Consider the following 15,682-nt stretch of genomic DNA (forward strand, 5'->3'; position numbering starts at 1 on the left):
TGTTAGAGGATGGCGGTGATGCGTGAATAGGGAATGCTGGCGCCGCTCTGGAGATCAACCGACACCAAGCCGTTGGAGGCGCCCACGGCAAGCACCCTGTCGGTGGTGTAGGGCGTCGCTGCCACGCTCTGCTGTCCGTTGCCGGCGGTGATGCGGTAGCTCAGGCTGGTGTAGTTCCCGTAAGCCGAGGCGTCCCAGCTGAAGAAATGACGTCCGGCGGTCATGGCGCTTGAATTGAGGGTCCCGAGCACGTCGCCGACCGGCGAGAGGATCTCGATCTTCACTTGCGAGGCGTTGCCGCCCAGATCGAAGGCCGAGCCGACCGTGCCTGTGGTGGCGTCGCGAGTCAGGGTGTTGCCGGGCAGCAGCACCTCGTGTCCGACCAGCGATGCGGCCTGCAGCACCTGCATGGACGCAAACTGGCTGGCCATGCCCTGGAGCGTTTCGTTGACCTGCTGGATGCCGTTGACCGTGTTGATCTGTGCCATCTGCGTGGTCATCTGCGCGTTGTCCATCGGGTTGAGCGGATCCTGGTTGTTGATCTGCGCGACCAGCAGCTTGAGGAAGCGGTCCTGCATCGAGGCTGCGTCGTTGGTCGTCTTGCCCGACGACGTGGTCGTCGGGCTGCTGGTGTTGCTGACGCTGGTGACCATGGTGTTGTCCTGCGCGGTCCGTTTACTGGCCGAGCTGCAGCGTCTTGAGCAGCAGGGTCTTGGCGGTGTTCATGACTTCGACGTTGTTCTGGTAGGAGCGTGAGGCCGAGATCATGTTGACCATCTCCTCCACCGGGTTCACGTTGGAGTGGCTCACGTAGCCTTCGGCGTCGGCCGAGGGGTGGGTGGGTTCGAACACACGGCGTGCCGGCGTCTGGTCTTCCTTGATGCCGCTGACCTTGACGCCGGCCGAGGACGCGGAGTCCATCAGCACGGTTTCGAAGGTCACCTGGCGGGCCTTGTAGGTCTGGCCGTCGGGGCCGGCCACGGCGTCGGCATTGGCCAGGTTGCTGGCCACCACGTTGAGACGCTGGGACTGCGCGCTGATCGCGCTGCCCGAAACCCCGAAGATGGAGAACATGGACATGATGGTCTTTCTTAGGCGCCGGTGCAGTGGCTCACTGGCCGGAGATCGCGCTCAAGATCGTGCGCGAAGTGCCGTTAATGAAACGCAGGGTGGATTCATAGCGCACCGCGTTGTCGACGAAATTGCCGCGCTCGCGGTCCAGGTCCACGCTGTTGCCGTCCATGGCCGGCTGGGTCTGCACGCCATAGCCGAGCTTGGAGCCCAGCGCGCTGCCGCTGGCCGTGAGCGGCAGGTGGCGCGGGTCGGGGGCGCTGGCCGTGGGCTGGGCCAGACCGGCGGCGCTGGAGCTGTCGAGGGCCTGGCTCATGGCCTCGCGGAAATTGAAGTCACGGGCCACGTAGCCCGGGGTGTCGGCATTGGCGATGTTGCTGGCGATGGTGCGCTGGCGTTCGGCGCGCAGCACCAGGGCCTTCCCTTGGAAGTCCAGTGTGCCTGTCAGTTTGTCGAACATGGTGATCACCTCTGCGGTCGGTGGGGCCCCTGGGGCGGGCGCTGGCTGGGACCCCGTACGGAAATTATGGGAAGAACTTGAATGATCGAGCCCCCGAAATACAGGGGGAAAGCTGCGCATTTGCCGGCTTTACGCGCTGGGCCTGTACGTATAGTCGGCAATGTGGGTGGAGTCCTGAGCACTTTTTTGTAACACCCCACGACGACGCTCGGACAGGAGGCGCAGCTCATGCAGGTGAATCAGACAGGCAGAACGATGTGGGCACGCGCCGCGCTGGCCCTGCTCGCCTGGGCTTGTGTCCAGCTGCCGGCCCAGGCCCAGGCCGTGAGCGGCGAGGCCCAGTTGCCGGCGCTGGCCCAGCGCTGGGTGGACCAGGCCCTGTCCACCCAGGCGACCCGCATCGGACAACCCGTGCGCCTGCAGGCCACGCTGGGGGCGCTGGACAGCCGCCTGAAGCTGGCCCCCTGCGCGCGCGTCGAAGCCTATCTGCCGCCGGGCAGCCGTCTCTGGGGCCAGGGCCGCATCGGCCTGCGCTGCCTGGACGGCGCCGTGCGCTGGAATGTTTTCATGCCGGTGAGCGTCAAGGCCACCGGATCGGCCTGGGTGCTGCGCCGTGACGTGGCGCCGGGCCGTGCCCTGGAGGCCGACGATGTGATGCTGGCCGAGGTGGATTGGGCGGCCGAGCCCAGCCCCGCGCTGGCCGGGCCGGGTGATTGGCAGGGCCAGGTGGCCGCCCGCGCCCTGGGCACCGGCCAGACCCTGCGCCAGAACATGGTGCGCCCCGCCCAGGTCTTCCAGGCCGGCGCCCAGGTGCGGGTGCTGGTGCAGGGCGGGGGTTTCCAGATCAGCTCCCAGGCCCAGGCCCTGTCGCCGGGGGTGGTAGGCCAGCTGGCCAGGGTCCGGATCGACAGTGGGCGCGTGCTTACTGCCACGGTTCTGGATGCCCGCACAGTCCAGATCGAGATGTGAGCGCGTCAAACGAAGGAAAAGCGGAGAAAAGCCTCAAGTCAGTCATGATGCTGCCGATACCCAACGTACGGGGCAAAACATGCCCTTCCGGCGGGTAGCTTCTACCTGCGGCAGTTTTGGAGAACGCGATGAAAGTAGGTCAACCGGCAGATTTGCCCAAAGTTTCGACACCGCCGGCGGCGGCGTCCGGCGCGGCTGCACCTGCGAAAAAGGAAGCGGCGGCCACGGCCGCCAGCACGGCCAGTTCCAGCGGCGTGGCGGTCACCGTCTCCACCGCGGTGCGCAACCTCGCGCAGGCCAACCGGGGCGAGGCCGCCGACATCGACACCGAGAAGGTCAATGCGGTGCGTCAGGCCATCGAGGACGGCACCTATGTCGTCAACCCCGAAGTGATCGCCGACAAATTGCTGTCCAACGCCCAGGAAATGCTGAACCGCACGCAGAACTGATCCCCTACGGAAAGAACCCATGCTGCCCGCCGAGATTGAAAAACCGCTGTTCCTGATCGAGCTGCAATGCGATGCCGTGGCTGCGGCCGTGGCCACGGGCGAGCCGCATGCCCTGGAAAGCGCCAGCCAGGCGCTGCGCCAGGCCGCCAGCGACTTTGCCGCCTTCATGGAGCAGATGGGCAGGCCGCAGCAGGCCAGCCCGGAATTGCTCGCGCGCCTCAAGAAGCTGGCCGGCCTGCTGTCCATCCAGCGCGAAAACCTGATCCGCCGCAGCGTGATGGTCGAAAGCGCCCTCAACGCCCTGGTGCCGGCCACGCGCAAGAGCACCTATGCGCCGGTCGGTCGCGCCAGCAGCTACAAGGCGTTTTCAGCCTGAGTTGAAGCGCTCCCGACACAAGGGCTGCCGTGGGCAGCCTTTTTTGTGCCTACATGGATCGCGGGAGGCTGGATATCTATGCGCCTTAGGCGTATAGTCACGTGATGCTTACCGTTGTCGAGAGCCCCATCTTCCAGCGTCTGTGGCCTCGGTATTGGGACGAAGACGAGCGCGCTGAGTTTGCTTCGTTCATCGCTGTCAACCCGGATGCTGGCGCTGTGATACGTGGTTCTGGAGGCGTTCGCAAGGTGCGGTGGGCAAGGGAGGTACTGGCAAGTCGGGCGGCGTGCGCATCATCTATCTCACCAGAAACGAAGCCGGCGAGGTTTACCTTCTCACCCTGTACGCAAAGTCGAAGTCGGAGAACATTTCTCTGGACACTCTCAAGGAGATCCGTCGTGCCCTCGAAACTTAAAAAACTTAGCTCTGCCGAAATAGCCGCGTTCGAGGCGAAGCGCGATATTGGCGCGGAGATACTCCAATCGATCAGGGACATGCAGGCTGGCAGAGGCAAGGTTGTGGTCTCGTCGGCCACCGAGGCCCGTGAGGCCACGGGCTTGTCCCAGTCACAGTTTGCCAGCCTGCTTGGTGTTTCCGTCCGTACCCTGCAAGGCTGGGAGCAGGGGCGCAAGCAGCCCAGCGGCGCGGCGCGGACCTTGCTGGCGATCGCCAGTACCAACCCCAAGGCGGTGCTGGCGGTGGCGGGGAGGTGAGTCGCACGTGACGTCCATGTTGAAAGGCTGCCGATGGCAGCCTTTTTTGTTACGGCTGGAAACACCGCGGGGTTTGCCGGTTTGTTAGGAGCGCAGCTCTGCGCTATATTGGTTTGAGTTCTTCAAACAAAACAAGCACTGAACTTGCAGCAAGGGAGGCGCCAGGATGAACATCCGTTCATGTTATTCCGCTCTTTTGCGGTCCATATCACGTTGAACCTCGCATGATGCAGCAGTCACAGAGCTCTGACGATAAGTCGACCGAGCCCGGTTCAGACACGAATCAGATAGGCATAAAGATACTTGCCTGGAGCTTTTGGGTGATTGGTCTGATCGGTGGGGGATTTATTGTCATCTTGTGGTTTGGCTTTGGTGTCGCTGCTGCACAAGGAGCCTCGACTACAGCGTTTATTGGAAAAACACTGCTTGCTGTCACCATTTCTTTAGGCGGGTCCTTATATGCGTTTTTAAAGAAGTATTTTGTAGTTGGGATCCTTCTTAATTGGGCGATGGTGCCTATCGTTTTTTTGCTGGACGATCCCATGTTCATGCTGCAACTGTTCCGCTGAATTTCTGATGGCACTTCACCGAATAAATGCGCGCTTTAACTCTTCGGCTCCGAGTCGACCATCTGCGGTGTCGACTGGCCCAAAACGTTGGACGATTTGAGAATGGGTGAGCCAATGCTAAAGAACTTAATCGCAATTTGTTTGCTTGTCAGTGTGTTTTGCAATAGGTCTGCTGCTTTCGAGTCGTCGAGCAAACTTGATGGCACATGGATCATCGACGCCGCAGCGACAGAAGAGTCTCTTGTGAGTTCGCCGCGACCGTCGAATGTCGACAATCTTGTCCAGTGGTTCGGGTTGGCATCCGGATACATGGCTTTGGTCACGTATGAAATCAAGCAGGACACGATTTTGGCGAGCGCATATCAAGGCAACAAGGTTCTTGAATATCAGCGATTTTCTGATCAAGGAACCGAGATAAGGTACATCTTGAAAGGCGGGCCAGACTCCCAAGAAAATATGTTGTCAGTTTCAATGTTGACAGACAAGAACTTAAAAATTATCCACTCGAATAGCCCGGAAATGGGTTACTTATTGTGGAAGCGCGGGCAGCTAAGAACCGGGATGGCCACACCGGATGAGGTAATGGAGGCGTCTCGTATTTAGCTGACATCCGTTCAGAAAATTGTGAACTCACTCAGGGCGCCTTCCAGCTCATCCGTCGATAGAGGATCGTCTACGGCACCAGCTAACCCCAATCGTTAACAAATTCGGCGCCAAAAGAAAAAGGGCTGCACGATGCAGCCCTTTTTCACGTGTGGCGCATTCTCAATGCGACCGCATCTTCGCCCGCAGCCGCGCAATCGACTGGCTGTGCAGCTGGCACACGCGCGATTCGGTGATGCCCAGCACGGCGGCGATCTCCTTGAGGTTCATGTCCTGCTCGTAGTACATGCTCATGATGTACTGCTCGCGCTCGGGCAGGCCCTTGATGGCGGTGACCAGCGCGCTGCGGATGCGCTGGTTGCGCAGCATCTGCATGGGGTCGGCGTCGCCGTCGACCATGTGGCGGTCGAGGAAGCCGTCTTCGCCCTCGCTGTTGCCGCTCATGTCTTCCAGGTAGACCAGCTGCGTGCCCTTGACCTTGTAGAGCAGGGCCTGGTATTCGAGCAGTTCCATGCCCAGTTCGGCGGCGATCTCGGACTCGCTGGCCGAGCGGCCCAGCTTGTGTTCCAGGCGGGTGAGCGCCGCCTCGATCTCTTTCTGGCTCTTGCGCGAGCCGCGGCTCATCCAGTCGTTCTCGCGCAGCTCGTCGATCATGGCGCCGCGGATGCGCTGGGTGGCGAAGGTCTCGAACTGCACGCCCTGGCTGGCCTCGAAGCGGGTCAGCGCCTCGGACAGTCCGATCAGGCCGACCTGGATCAGGTCGTCGACCTGGATGCTGGGCGGCAGCTTGGCCATCATGTGGTGGGCCAGTCGGCGCACCAGCGGCGAGTACTGCCGGATCAGGGCGTCGCGGTCGAGCTGGCCTTTGGCGGTGTACATCAGAGGCTCCTCACGGCCCGGGCTTCGCGGGGCGCCGTGTGCGGCGGGTTCCAGCGCGGCGCCTGCAGCGCATGTTCCAGGGTGCGCAGCGCCAGGCGCTGGACCTCGTCGGGCTGGGTGGGGCAGACCGTCAGTGCCGGGACCTCGCAGGCGAGGAAATCCCGGGCACAGTCCTGCAGGTTCCTGCTGATGCTGTGTCCCGAGACACGGGTGGCCAGGGCGGAGTCGTCCATCACGCTCACGATGGTAGGCCTAAGTTTGCCCAGGTTCAACAATTGCTTGAGCGCATGGTAGGCGCTCAGCAGGGCGGCGTCGTTGGCCGAGACCGGAAGCAGCGGCGACAGGCCGCTGCCGGGCAGCGAGCGCGCCAGTTCGTGCGCCGGGGCGTAGAGCAGGATCAGTTCGTAATCGTGGAAGCGTTCGGCCAGCTGGCGCACGCGTTCGGCGCTGGCGCTGGCCGGCGGTCTGGCCTGGGGCGTGCCCAGGGCGGTCAGGCCCAGGGCGGCGGGCACGATGGGCCAGTCTTGCAGGCCCTGGCCGAGATGACTCAGTTCGTCACCGTCCAGCAGCAGCTGTTGCAGGCCGGGGGCCTGTTCGGTCTCGCGTATGTGGGCGTCGAGCACCAGCACAGGGTAGTCCAGCGCCGTCCAGGCCGCGCACAGCTGCCACAGCAGGGGCAGCTCGCTGCGGTGGTCGCCATGGCTGGCCAGGGCGACGATGCGCGGCCTGTGCTCGGCGGCCAGGACGGCCAGACCGGCGGCCTGGTGGCTGTCGGTGTCACGCATGCAGGCGTCCCTGCGCGTGGACGCTCTGGGCGCCGGCTTGCGCGAAATACAGGCCCAGTTCAGCCATCTGCGGGTCGTGGGCCGATTTGCCCGAGGAGCGCATGGACAGCCGGACCAGTTGCTCGGCGTCGGCGCGCTCCCAGTCCTCGGGTACGCGCTGGCCGCTGCTGACGCCGCGCAGCACCAGGTGGTTGCGGATGACGGTGTCGAGCGCGGGGCCGAGCTTGACGGCCTCGTCGATCTTGGTCAGCACGGCCTGCCTGGCGCCGAAGTTGGCCACGGCCTCGTCCTGGGTGTCGCCATGGCTGGCGGCGTTGAGCACCAGCAGGCGCTTGATCTGCGGCAGGTTCAGGACATCGAGGATGTCGCGCTTGCGCGGGTCGCGCGGGGCCACGCCGGTGGTGTCGATGATGACCATCTTGCGGTTGGACAGCAGGCCCAGCAGGTCCTGCAGGGCGGCGCGGTCGTGCGCCATGTGGGCCACCACGCCCAGCATGCGGCCGTAGGCGCGCAGCTGCTCGTGCGCGCCGATACGGTAGCTGTCGAGTGTGATCAGGCCCACGCTGCCGGCGCCGTGCGTGCGTGCGCACAGTGCGGCCAGCTTGGCGGCGGTGGTGGTCTTGCCCACGCCGGTGGTGCCGACCAGGGCGAAGACGCCGCCTTCGTCCTTGAGCGCCGGGCCGCCGGCGTCGGTCTTGATGTTGCGCTGCAGGATGCCCAGCAGCCAGTGCATGGCCTCGGCCGGGTTGGCGTCGTCCGGCATCATGCTGAGCACGGCGCGCGCCAGGGCGGGCGAAAAACCGGAGCGGATGAGCTTGAGCGTGAGGTTGGCGCGGATCGGGCTCTGCCGGGTCTGGCCCAGCCAGGCCAGGGTGCCGAAGCGCTCCTCGATCATCTCCTTCATGGCGTGGAGCTCGTTGACCAGGCCGTGCGGCACGGCGGCCGGGGCTGCGGCCACGGGCGCCGCAGCGACGGGCTGCGGCAGGGGGGCGGCCACGGCCTTGCGCGGGGGCTGCGGAGCGACCTCGGGATCGGGCGGGATGATCTCGTAGGCGGGGCGGGCCGACATGGGTGTCGGCATGGCCTTGGCCTGTTGCTGGGCTTCGGCGCGGCGCTGCAGCATGCGTTCACGCACATAGTCCTGGAAGGACAGGGTGCTCATGGCCAGCTGGGCGGCGTCGTCTTCCACCGGGGTCTGGGGGTCGACGCGCACGGCGGACATCCTGGCGCGGACCGATGCGGCGGCGGCCGGGGCCGTCGGTGCGGCGGCAGCGGCGGGGACGCTCTGGTCCAGCGTGGCCAACGATTCCTCGGTGGTGGCCACCACTTCGATGCCCTGCGGGGTCTGGCGGTTGGAGAGGATCAGCGTGCCGTCGCCGAAAACCATGCGGGCCTTGGCCAGGGCTTCGCGGGCGGTGGCAGCGTAAAAGCGTTGGATGTTCATGTCAGGGCACCTCGAAGGATCGGGCCGATGCGGATGGAATGGGTGTCAGGGATCTCGCTGTGCGCCAGCACCTGCATGCGCGGCGCGGCGCGGCGCACCAGGCGCGCGATCGAATTGCGGATCGGGTCGGGCACCAGCAGGCAGGCCGGCACGCCGGTCTCTTCCTGCTTCATGGCCACGGTGGCGGCGTTGCGCGTGAGCATGTCCGCCACGCCGGGGTCCAGGGCCGGGCCGCCGGCATGGCCCAGGGCCTGCACCAGCAGGCGTTCCAGTGGCGGGTCGATGGCGATGACGTCGAGCTCCTTGGACGGCCCGTAGATCTGCTGCACGATGGCCGGCGAGAGGGCCACGCGCACGCGCTTGGCCAGTTCGACCGGGTCGGTCGTGGCGGGGGCGTGCTCGGCAATGGTTTCGATGATGGTGCGGATGTCGCGGATGTGCACCGACTCCTCCAGCAGCAACTGCAGGACTTTCTGGAACACGGCGATCGAGATCATCTTCGGGACCACTTCTTCGATCAGTTTCGGCGCCAGCCGGGCAACGTGCTCAACCAGCTGCTGGGTCTCGGTCCGGCTGAGCAGCTTGGCGGCGTGGACCTGCATCAGGTGTGATAAATGGGTCGCCATCACGGTCTCGGAATCAACGACGGTAAAGCCGGCCATCTGGGCCGCCTCCTTCTGGCGCTCGTCGATCCAGTGCGCAGGCAGGCCGAAGGCCGGGTCGATGGTGGCGGTGCCGATCAGCGGCGTGGTGATGCCGCCCGGGTTGATCGCCAGGTACATGCCGGGGAAGGCCTCGCCGTCGCCGACGACCACACCGCGCAGGCTGATGCGGTAGCCGCTGGGCTTGAGTTCGAGGTTGTCGCGCACGTGCACGGGCGGGGGCAGGAAACCCACTTCCTGAGCGAACTTGCGGCGCACGCCCTTGATGCGGGTGAGCAGGTCGCCCGAGCGGTTCTTGTCCACCAGCGTGATCAGGCGGTAGCCCAGTTCCAGGCCGAGCTGGTCCACGGGCTGCAGGTCGTCCCAGCTGGCTTCGCCGTCGCCCGGCGCCACCGGCGCCGCGACGGGTTCCTCGGTGGGCGCGGGCTTGTGCGCCAGCACCCAGGCGGCGTAGGCGATCAGGCCGGCGACGGAGAGGAAGACCAGGTTGGGCATGCCGGGGATCAGGCCCAGCACGCCCAGGATGCCGGCGGTGATGCCCAGCGCGCGCGGCGAGACGAACATCTGGTCGGCGATCTGGCGGCCCAGGTCCTGCTCCTTGCCCACGCGCGAGACCACCATGGCGGCCGAGACCGAGATCAGCAGGCCGGGGATCTGCGCCACCAGCGCGTCGCCCACGGCCAGCAGGATGTAGCTGTCGGCAGCCTGGCCGGCGCTCAGGTTGTGCTGCAGCATGCCGACGGCGAAGCCGCCGATGATGTTGATGAAGAGGATGAGGATGCCGGCGATGGCGTCGCCGCGCACGAACTTGGAGGCGCCGTCCATGGAGCCGAAGAAGTCGGCCTCCTCGCTCACCTCGGCGCGGCGGCGCTTGGCTTCCTTCTCGTCGATGATGCCGGCGGAGAGGTCGGCGTCCACCGCCATCTGCTTGCCGGGCATGGCGTCCAGCGCAAAGCGCGCAGACACCTCGGCAATGCGCTCGGCGCCCTTGGTGACGACCACAAAGTTGATCACCACGAGAATGGCGAAGACGATCAGACCCACCGCGAAGTTGCCGCCGATCAGGAAGTGGCCGAAGGCCTCGATCACCGCACCGGCGGCGCCGGCGCCGGTGTGGCCCTCAAGCAGCACCACACGCGTGGAGGCCACGTTGAGCGAGAGGCGCATCAGCGTGGTCAGCAGCAGCACGGCCGGGAAGGAGGCGAAATCCAGCGGGCGCAGCATGTAGGCGGCCACCATCATCACCATCAATGCGACGGCAATGTTGATGGTGAACAGGATGTCGAGCAGCCAGGCCGGCAGCGGCAGCACCATCATGGCCAGGATGGACACGACCAGCAGCGGCGCGGCCACGCCCGAGAGCATGGCGGCCTGGCGGCCGACGCGCTGTTGCAGGGTCTGGAGGAGCGGGTTCATGCGGTGCCAGGGATGGTTTGGGCCGAGGGCGGCGTCTTGCGTTCTTGCGGGTCCAGCCCGGCGGGCACCTGCGGTTGCGGCGGTTCACCGGGCATGGGGCCTTCACCGCGCAGGGCGGCGCGCAGGCGGTAGATGTAGGCCAGCACCTGCGCCACGGCGGTGTAGAGGCTGGCGGGGATGTCCTGGTCGATCTCGGCATGCGCGTAGAGCGCGCGCGCCAGCACGGGCGACTGCAGCACCGGCACCTCGTGCGCCTTGCCGATGTCGCGGATCTTCATGGCCAGCAGGTCGGCGCCTTTGGAGACCACACGCGGTGCGCTCATGGTCTTCTCGTCGTAGCGTATGGCCACGGCGTAGTGCGTCGGGTTCATCAGGATGAAGTCGGCCCGGGGGACGGCCTTGATGCTGCCGCGCTGCGCGATCTCGCGCGCCTTGTTGCGCCGGTGACCCTTCATCTGCGGGTTGCCCTCGGACTCCTTGTGCTCGTCGCGCATCTCCTTGAGCGACATCTTGAGCTCGGACTTGTGCAGGAAGTTCTGCAGCGGCAGGTCCACCAGGGCCACCAGCAGGATGACTGCCAGCAGCAGACCGGCGCCGGTGAGCAGCCATTCGAACATGCGTCCCAGTGCGCCGACCGAAGGTTGCATCACCAGAGCCGCGATCGAGGGCAGCGTGGCGTGGATGAAAGCTGCAGCCAGCGCCAGGATGAAGGCCATGATGAAGGTGGTCTTGGCCGTCTCGGCCAGCTTCTTCTTCGAGACCAGGCCCTTGAGGCCCGCCAGGGGGCTGAGCCGCGTGAGGTCCGGCATGATGGGCTTCAAGCTGAGGACCCAGCCGCCCGAGGCCAGTGTGCTGAGCACGGCGATGGTGGTGACGATGGCGGCAAAGGCGATGCAGGCGATCAGGCCCGTCATGGCCATGGACTCCAGACGATCGAGCATGCTGCCCGATTGCTGGACCACGGCCACATCGAAGGTGAGCTGCCGCCCCAGAGCCAGCTTGAGCTCGCCGTACATGTAGGGGGCCAGGAACAGCAGGGTCAGCGCGCCGCCGCCCAGCACCGCGAGGTGCCCGAGGTCACGTGAGCGCGCGACCTGGCCGTCTTCACGCGCCCGCTGCAGCTTGCGCGGCGAGGCGGGTAAATTGCGGTCCTGACTGCTGGAATCCATGATCCTAGAGCCGGTAGTTGGACACGCCCGAGTGGGCTGTCATGGGGTGGGCTGGGTAGGCACGACGACGCAGCGGGCTTCTGCCCGCAAGGAGGAGCAACGCCCCCAGCGCGCCCCAGGGCAGCCCACTCGGGAGGGTAGCGCTCTCACCCGACCGGTGAGCGTCTTCGTGGCTGCAATAGACAAGATTCACGAGATTTTCCTGCGGAAAATCAGCGGTCAACTGCCGGTTCTAGGATGAGGGCGCGACGCTGAAGTTCACGCCATTGTCGTCCCGGGGCCTGCGGACTAAAGGGGGAAAAGCCGGGTGTTTCCGGCTTTCATGACGCGCTCTCTGAGCGCATGACCTTGTCGCTGCGCGACCTCGATGACGGAATGAATGAAGTCATGCGGGCATAGCCCGCGTCATCAATGCGCCATCGGCGCGAGGTCATGCCCGCATCGCGGACGTCATCAGAAACCCAGACTCGCCAGCAGGTCGTCGACCTGGGACTGGCTGGTGACCACGTCGCCGGATTGGGCGGCGTCCACCACCGGGCCCGAGAGCACCACCTCGTCCACGCTGACCGGGGTGATGGCGGCAGCCGGGCTCACGCGGGCCTGGACTGCGGGCGGTGCGGTCTGGATCAGAAGTTCGACCAGCTGGTCCTCAATGACGGTGGCCAGGTTCACGACGCGCGCGATCACCTGACCGGTCAGGTCATGGAAGTCCTGGGCCATCATGATCTCGGTCAGGTGCTGGTCGACCTCGCCATTGGCTTTCTCCAGGTCGGTCAGGAAATTCATGATGTGGCCCTTGGCCACCGCGGCCACGGGGTCGGCCACCAGCAGGGCGATCATGTGCCGGGTCTGGGCCGCGACGTGGTCGTGCTGGGTCTTGGCCTGATCGACGCGGTTGAGCACCTTCTCGGCGGCTTCACCGGTCAGGCGGGCGATGTAGGACAGGCGCGAGCGGGCATCAGGCAGCTCGCCGGCCGTGCCTTGCAGCTTGTCGGCCAGGCCGAGTTCCTGCAGGGCGTCGTGCAGCTGACGGGTCAGCTGGCCGATCTTGTGGTGCACGGCCGGGGCGGCATCCGGGGAAGCGGCGTCCCCGGCGTTGTGAGCTGAGGCGCTGGTTTCCATGATTTACTGCAGCCCCGTCTTTTTCAGGATGTTGAGCAGCTTGTCTTCGAGGGTGGCCTTGGTGAAGGGCTTGACGATGTAACCGGCCGCGCCCTGCTGGGCTGCCAGCACGATGTCTTCCTTGCGCGCCTCGGCGGTCACCATCAGCACCGGGATGTGCTTGAGTTTCTCGTCCTTTTTCATCTCGGCGAGCAACTGGAAGCCGTTCATGTTCGGCATGTTGATGTCGCTGACGACAAAGTCGAAGTTGCTGGCGCGCAGCTTTTGCAGTGCGACCACACCGTCCTCGGCCTCGTCGGCCTCGCTGAAGCCGCTTTCCTTGAGCAGGTTGCGCACAATGCGCCGCATGGTGGAGAAGTCGTCAACGACCAGGAATCGAAGTGGGTTGTTGGCCATAACCGAGCCTTTCTGATTTATGGAGCAGATTATCGCAAGTCCGGGCTGCGGCCAAGTCTGTCGGATTCACTGCGTGGGAACTGCAGGGGGTGGGGGCGGGGCGCTCGGCGGGGTGGCGCCGGTCCCGGGTTCGGCCAGCACGGCTTCCCGGTTGATGCCCAGCAGGCGATCCTCGGCCTCGCGGGTCAGGACCAGGATGCTGATGCGGCGGTTGACCGGGGCGGTCGGGTTGGCCGGGTCCAGCAGCGTGCTGGAGGCCAGGCCGGTCACGCGGATCAGCTTGTCTTCGGGCATGCCGGCGACCACCAGCTCACGGCGCGAGGCATTGGCGCGGTCGGCCGAGAGTTCCCAGTTGCTGTAGCCGCGGTCGCCGCTGCCGTAGGGGGTCTGGTCGGTGTGGCCGTCCAGGCTGATGCGGTTTTCCACGCCATTGAGGGCCGCGCCGATCTCGCGCAGGATCTCGCGCATATAGGGTTGCACCACGGCGCTGCCGCTGGTGAACATGGGCCGGCCCTGTTCGTCGACGATCTGGATCTGCAGGCCGTCGGGCGTGGTTTCCAGGCGGATCTGGTTGCTGTACTGGGCCAGTTTCTTGTTGTTGGAGATCGCTGCGCTGATCTTGGCGCTCAGGGCCGCCAGGCGCCGTGCATCCTGGCGGGCGGCCTCGGCGCGGGCCATTTCCAGCGCGCGCCGTTTTTTCATGGGGTCGGCGCTTTCACCCTGGTGCTGCTGTCCGGCCTGTTGCGTCAGATCGGCGCCGCCACCGGGCAGGATGGTGGGGCTGCCACCCGCGCCGCTGCCCCCGGCCATGGCGACCTTGAGCGGTGAGCTGAAGTAGTCGGACAGGCCCTTGAGGTCGCCCTTGGAGGTCGAGCCCAGCAGCCACATCAGCAGGAAGAAGGCCATCATGGCCGTCACGAAGTCGGCATAGGCGATCTTCCACGCTCCGCCGTGCGCGGCATGGCCGGCCTTCTTGACCTTCTTGACGATGATGGGCTGGAGCTTTTTGGCGTCGGAGGCCATGTCTGACAATCGGCGTTGCGCTTACTTCTTGCCGCGCACGTGGCTCTCGAGTTCGATGAAGGTCGGGCGCTCGGTCGAGAACAGCACCTTGCGGCCGAACTCGATGGCGGTGGACGGGTTGTAGCCCTGCATGCTGGCCAGCAGCGTGGACTTGATGCACTCCAGTTCCTTGGCGCTGTCCTGCGCCTTCTGCTCCAGCAGGCCACCCAGCGGCTCGACCACGCCGTAGGCCAGCAGAATGCCCAGGAAGGTGCCGACCAGGGCCGAGGCGATCATGCCGCCCAGCACGGCCGGGGGCTGGCCCACCGAACCCATGGTGTTGACCACGCCCAGCACGGCGGCCACGATGCCGAAGGCCGGCAGGGCGCCGGCCAGGCGCGCGATGGCGGCGATGGGGCCGTGGGCTTCCTGGTGGTGGGTTTCGATCTCGTTGTCCATCAGGGACTCGATCTCGTGGGCGTTGAGGTTGCCCGAAACCATCATGCGCAGGTAGTCGGTGGTGAACTCGACCACGTGGTGGTCGCTGCCCACCACGGGGTATTTCTGGAAGATCGGCGATTCATGCGGGTTCTCGACATCCTTCTCGATGGCCATCAGGCCTTCCTTGCGGGCCTTCTGCAGGATGTCGTAGAGCATGGCCATGAGCTCAAGGTAACGGTCCTTGGTGTACTTGGAGCTCTTGAGGGCCTGGGGGATCATGGCGATGGTCGCCTTGAGCACCTTGGGCTGGTTGTTGACGACAAAGGCGCCGAGTGCGCCGCCGAAGATGGTGATCAGCTCGAAAGGCAGCGCTGTCAGGATCACGCCGATATTGCCGCCGTGCACGATGTACACCCCGAAGATGCACCCCATGGCAACGGCATAACCTACGATGACTAGCATGTTCGTGGAGGGTCAGTATGGAGTGGGCGGTCGGGGGTGTACTTCAGGGCCGTGCCGAACCATTTTAGGGGAAAGGTCGGCGGTGGTTTTATGAAAAAAAGGGGGCGTATCCGCCCCCTTTTCCGGGAATGGGAGTCGCTTGCCTGTCCTCAGTGCAACAGGATGCCGCCCGCAGCGCTGCCTTTGCCGGCGCGCGCCGGCGGTTCGCACAGGCCGCAAACGTAATGGCGGGCGTTTTCGTAGGGTTCGGAGACGAAATGCCCGTTGCACTTGGAGCATCGTGTCATGGCCAGCATGTTGTTGTCAACGAACTTGACCAGGCGCCAGGCGCGCGTGACCGAGAGCAAGGGCTCCATGTCCAGGGTGACCATCTGCTCGTTGTAGAGGCGGAAGGCTTTCATGACAGCTTCGATGTCTTCCAGGCTGCTGGTCTTGCTCAGGTACTCGTAGATGTTGAGAAAGAGCGAGGCGTGGATATTGGGCTGCCAGGTCAGGAACCAGTCGGTCGAGAAGGGCAACTGGCCCTTGGAGGGCGATTTGCCGGCCACTTCCTTGTACAGGCGCAGCAGACGCTCATAGGACAGGCTGGTTTCGCTCTCGAGCACCTGCAGGCGGGCGCCCAGCTTGATCAGCGCGACGGCGCGCTCGATCTGGCGCGATTCGTTGAGGACACTTTTGCCGGTGGCCATGGTGT

At 65.0% G+C, this 15,682-nt stretch carries 19 protein-coding genes; 6 read left to right on the forward strand and 13 right to left on the reverse strand.

What is annotated here, in order from left to right; genetic code table 11:
- Positions 1-2 precede the first annotated feature (2 nt).
- From ACYVH8_RS01040 to flgB, 3 genes are read right to left on the reverse strand one after another with little or no spacing between them, the layout of a single operon-like run.
- Complete coding sequence (locus ACYVH8_RS01040) at positions 3-653, reverse strand: flagellar hook assembly protein FlgD (RefSeq protein ID WP_460487022.1); 651 nt, start codon at positions 651-653, stop codon at positions 3-5.
- Between the two features lie 22 nt (positions 654-675).
- Positions 676-1,080: a flagellar basal body rod protein FlgC gene (gene flgC / locus ACYVH8_RS01045; protein ID WP_460487023.1), complete on the reverse strand. Its 405-nt coding sequence runs from the start codon at positions 1,078-1,080 to the stop codon at positions 676-678.
- 31 nt (positions 1,081-1,111) lie between these two features.
- On the reverse strand, positions 1,112-1,531 hold the full coding sequence (gene flgB / locus ACYVH8_RS01050) for a flagellar basal body rod protein FlgB (protein ID WP_460487024.1): 420 nt from the start codon (positions 1,529-1,531) through the stop codon (positions 1,112-1,114).
- Between the two features lie 255 nt (positions 1,532-1,786).
- On the opposite strand from flgB, the gene flgA reads away from it, so the two are divergent.
- The 6 genes from flgA to ACYVH8_RS01080 all read left to right on the forward strand — a co-directional run bounded on the left by flgA (position 1,787) and on the right by ACYVH8_RS01080 (position 5,210).
- The gene (gene flgA, locus ACYVH8_RS01055) at positions 1,787-2,500 is read left to right on the forward strand and encodes a flagellar basal body P-ring formation chaperone FlgA (RefSeq protein ID WP_460487025.1); all 714 of its coding nucleotides are present in this window, start codon (positions 1,787-1,789) and stop codon (positions 2,498-2,500) included.
- Positions 2,501-2,628: 128 nt separating this feature from the next.
- On the forward strand, positions 2,629-2,949 hold the full coding sequence (gene flgM / locus ACYVH8_RS01060; RefSeq protein ID WP_460487026.1) for a flagellar biosynthesis anti-sigma factor FlgM: 321 nt from the start codon (positions 2,629-2,631) through the stop codon (positions 2,947-2,949).
- A 19-nt stretch (positions 2,950-2,968) separates the two neighbouring features.
- Positions 2,969-3,325 carry a hypothetical protein gene (locus tag ACYVH8_RS01065; RefSeq protein WP_460487027.1) on the forward strand — a complete coding sequence of 119 codons (357 nt, stop codon included), beginning with the start codon at positions 2,969-2,971 and terminating at the stop codon, positions 3,323-3,325.
- A gap of 398 nt (positions 3,326-3,723) precedes the next feature.
- A complete protein-coding gene (locus ACYVH8_RS01070; protein ID WP_460487028.1) occupies positions 3,724-4,038 on the forward strand; it encodes a helix-turn-helix domain-containing protein in 315 nt (104 codons plus the stop codon).
- A 224-nt stretch (positions 4,039-4,262) separates the two neighbouring features.
- On the forward strand, positions 4,263-4,607 hold the full coding sequence (locus ACYVH8_RS01075) for a hypothetical protein (protein ID WP_460487029.1): 345 nt from the start codon (positions 4,263-4,265) through the stop codon (positions 4,605-4,607).
- Positions 4,608-4,709: 102 nt separating this feature from the next.
- Complete coding sequence (locus tag ACYVH8_RS01080) at positions 4,710-5,210, forward strand: hypothetical protein (RefSeq protein ID WP_460487030.1); 501 nt, start codon at positions 4,710-4,712, stop codon at positions 5,208-5,210.
- 162 nt (positions 5,211-5,372) lie between these two features.
- Here ACYVH8_RS01080 and ACYVH8_RS01085 read toward each other — a convergent pair whose 3' ends face one another.
- The 10 genes from ACYVH8_RS01085 to flhC all read right to left on the reverse strand — a co-directional run bounded on the left by ACYVH8_RS01085 (position 5,373) and on the right by flhC (position 15,677).
- Positions 5,373-6,089 carry an RNA polymerase sigma factor FliA gene (locus tag ACYVH8_RS01085; RefSeq protein WP_460487031.1) on the reverse strand — a complete coding sequence of 239 codons (717 nt, stop codon included), beginning with the start codon at positions 6,087-6,089 and terminating at the stop codon, positions 5,373-5,375.
- Positions 6,089-6,874 carry a hypothetical protein gene (locus ACYVH8_RS01090; protein WP_460487032.1) on the reverse strand — a complete coding sequence of 262 codons (786 nt, stop codon included), beginning with the start codon at positions 6,872-6,874 and terminating at the stop codon, positions 6,089-6,091. The genes ACYVH8_RS01085 and ACYVH8_RS01090 overlap by 1 nt, the downstream gene beginning before the upstream one ends.
- Positions 6,867-8,318 carry a flagellar biosynthesis protein FlhF gene (gene flhF / locus ACYVH8_RS01095; protein ID WP_460487033.1) on the reverse strand — a complete coding sequence of 484 codons (1,452 nt, stop codon included), beginning with the start codon at positions 8,316-8,318 and terminating at the stop codon, positions 6,867-6,869. Before flhF ends, ACYVH8_RS01090 begins: the two co-directional genes overlap by 8 nt.
- Positions 8,315-10,396 carry a flagellar biosynthesis protein FlhA gene (flhA, locus tag ACYVH8_RS01100; RefSeq protein ID WP_460487034.1) on the reverse strand — a complete coding sequence of 694 codons (2,082 nt, stop codon included), beginning with the start codon at positions 10,394-10,396 and terminating at the stop codon, positions 8,315-8,317. The genes flhF and flhA overlap by 4 nt, the downstream gene beginning before the upstream one ends.
- A complete protein-coding gene (locus ACYVH8_RS01105) occupies positions 10,393-11,565 on the reverse strand; it encodes an EscU/YscU/HrcU family type III secretion system export apparatus switch protein (RefSeq protein ID WP_460487035.1) in 1,173 nt (390 codons plus the stop codon). Before ACYVH8_RS01105 ends, flhA begins: the two co-directional genes overlap by 4 nt.
- Before the next feature lie 453 nt (positions 11,566-12,018).
- A complete protein-coding gene (locus ACYVH8_RS01110) occupies positions 12,019-12,687 on the reverse strand; it encodes a protein phosphatase CheZ (protein ID WP_460487036.1) in 669 nt (222 codons plus the stop codon).
- Between the two features lie 3 nt (positions 12,688-12,690).
- Complete coding sequence (gene cheY, locus ACYVH8_RS01115; protein ID WP_460487037.1) at positions 12,691-13,083, reverse strand: chemotaxis response regulator CheY; 393 nt, start codon at positions 13,081-13,083, stop codon at positions 12,691-12,693.
- Positions 13,084-13,149: 66 nt separating this feature from the next.
- Positions 13,150-14,106 carry a flagellar motor protein MotB gene (gene motB, locus ACYVH8_RS01120; RefSeq protein ID WP_460487038.1) on the reverse strand — a complete coding sequence of 319 codons (957 nt, stop codon included), beginning with the start codon at positions 14,104-14,106 and terminating at the stop codon, positions 13,150-13,152.
- A gap of 21 nt (positions 14,107-14,127) precedes the next feature.
- Complete coding sequence (motA, locus tag ACYVH8_RS01125; protein ID WP_460487039.1) at positions 14,128-14,988, reverse strand: flagellar motor stator protein MotA; 861 nt, start codon at positions 14,986-14,988, stop codon at positions 14,128-14,130.
- A 149-nt stretch (positions 14,989-15,137) separates the two neighbouring features.
- Positions 15,138-15,677: a flagellar transcriptional regulator FlhC gene (gene flhC, locus ACYVH8_RS01130; protein ID WP_460487040.1), complete on the reverse strand. Its 540-nt coding sequence runs from the start codon at positions 15,675-15,677 to the stop codon at positions 15,138-15,140.
- Positions 15,678-15,682: the final 5 nt, after the last annotated feature.

Source organism: Curvibacter fontanus (genome assembly GCF_054780335.1).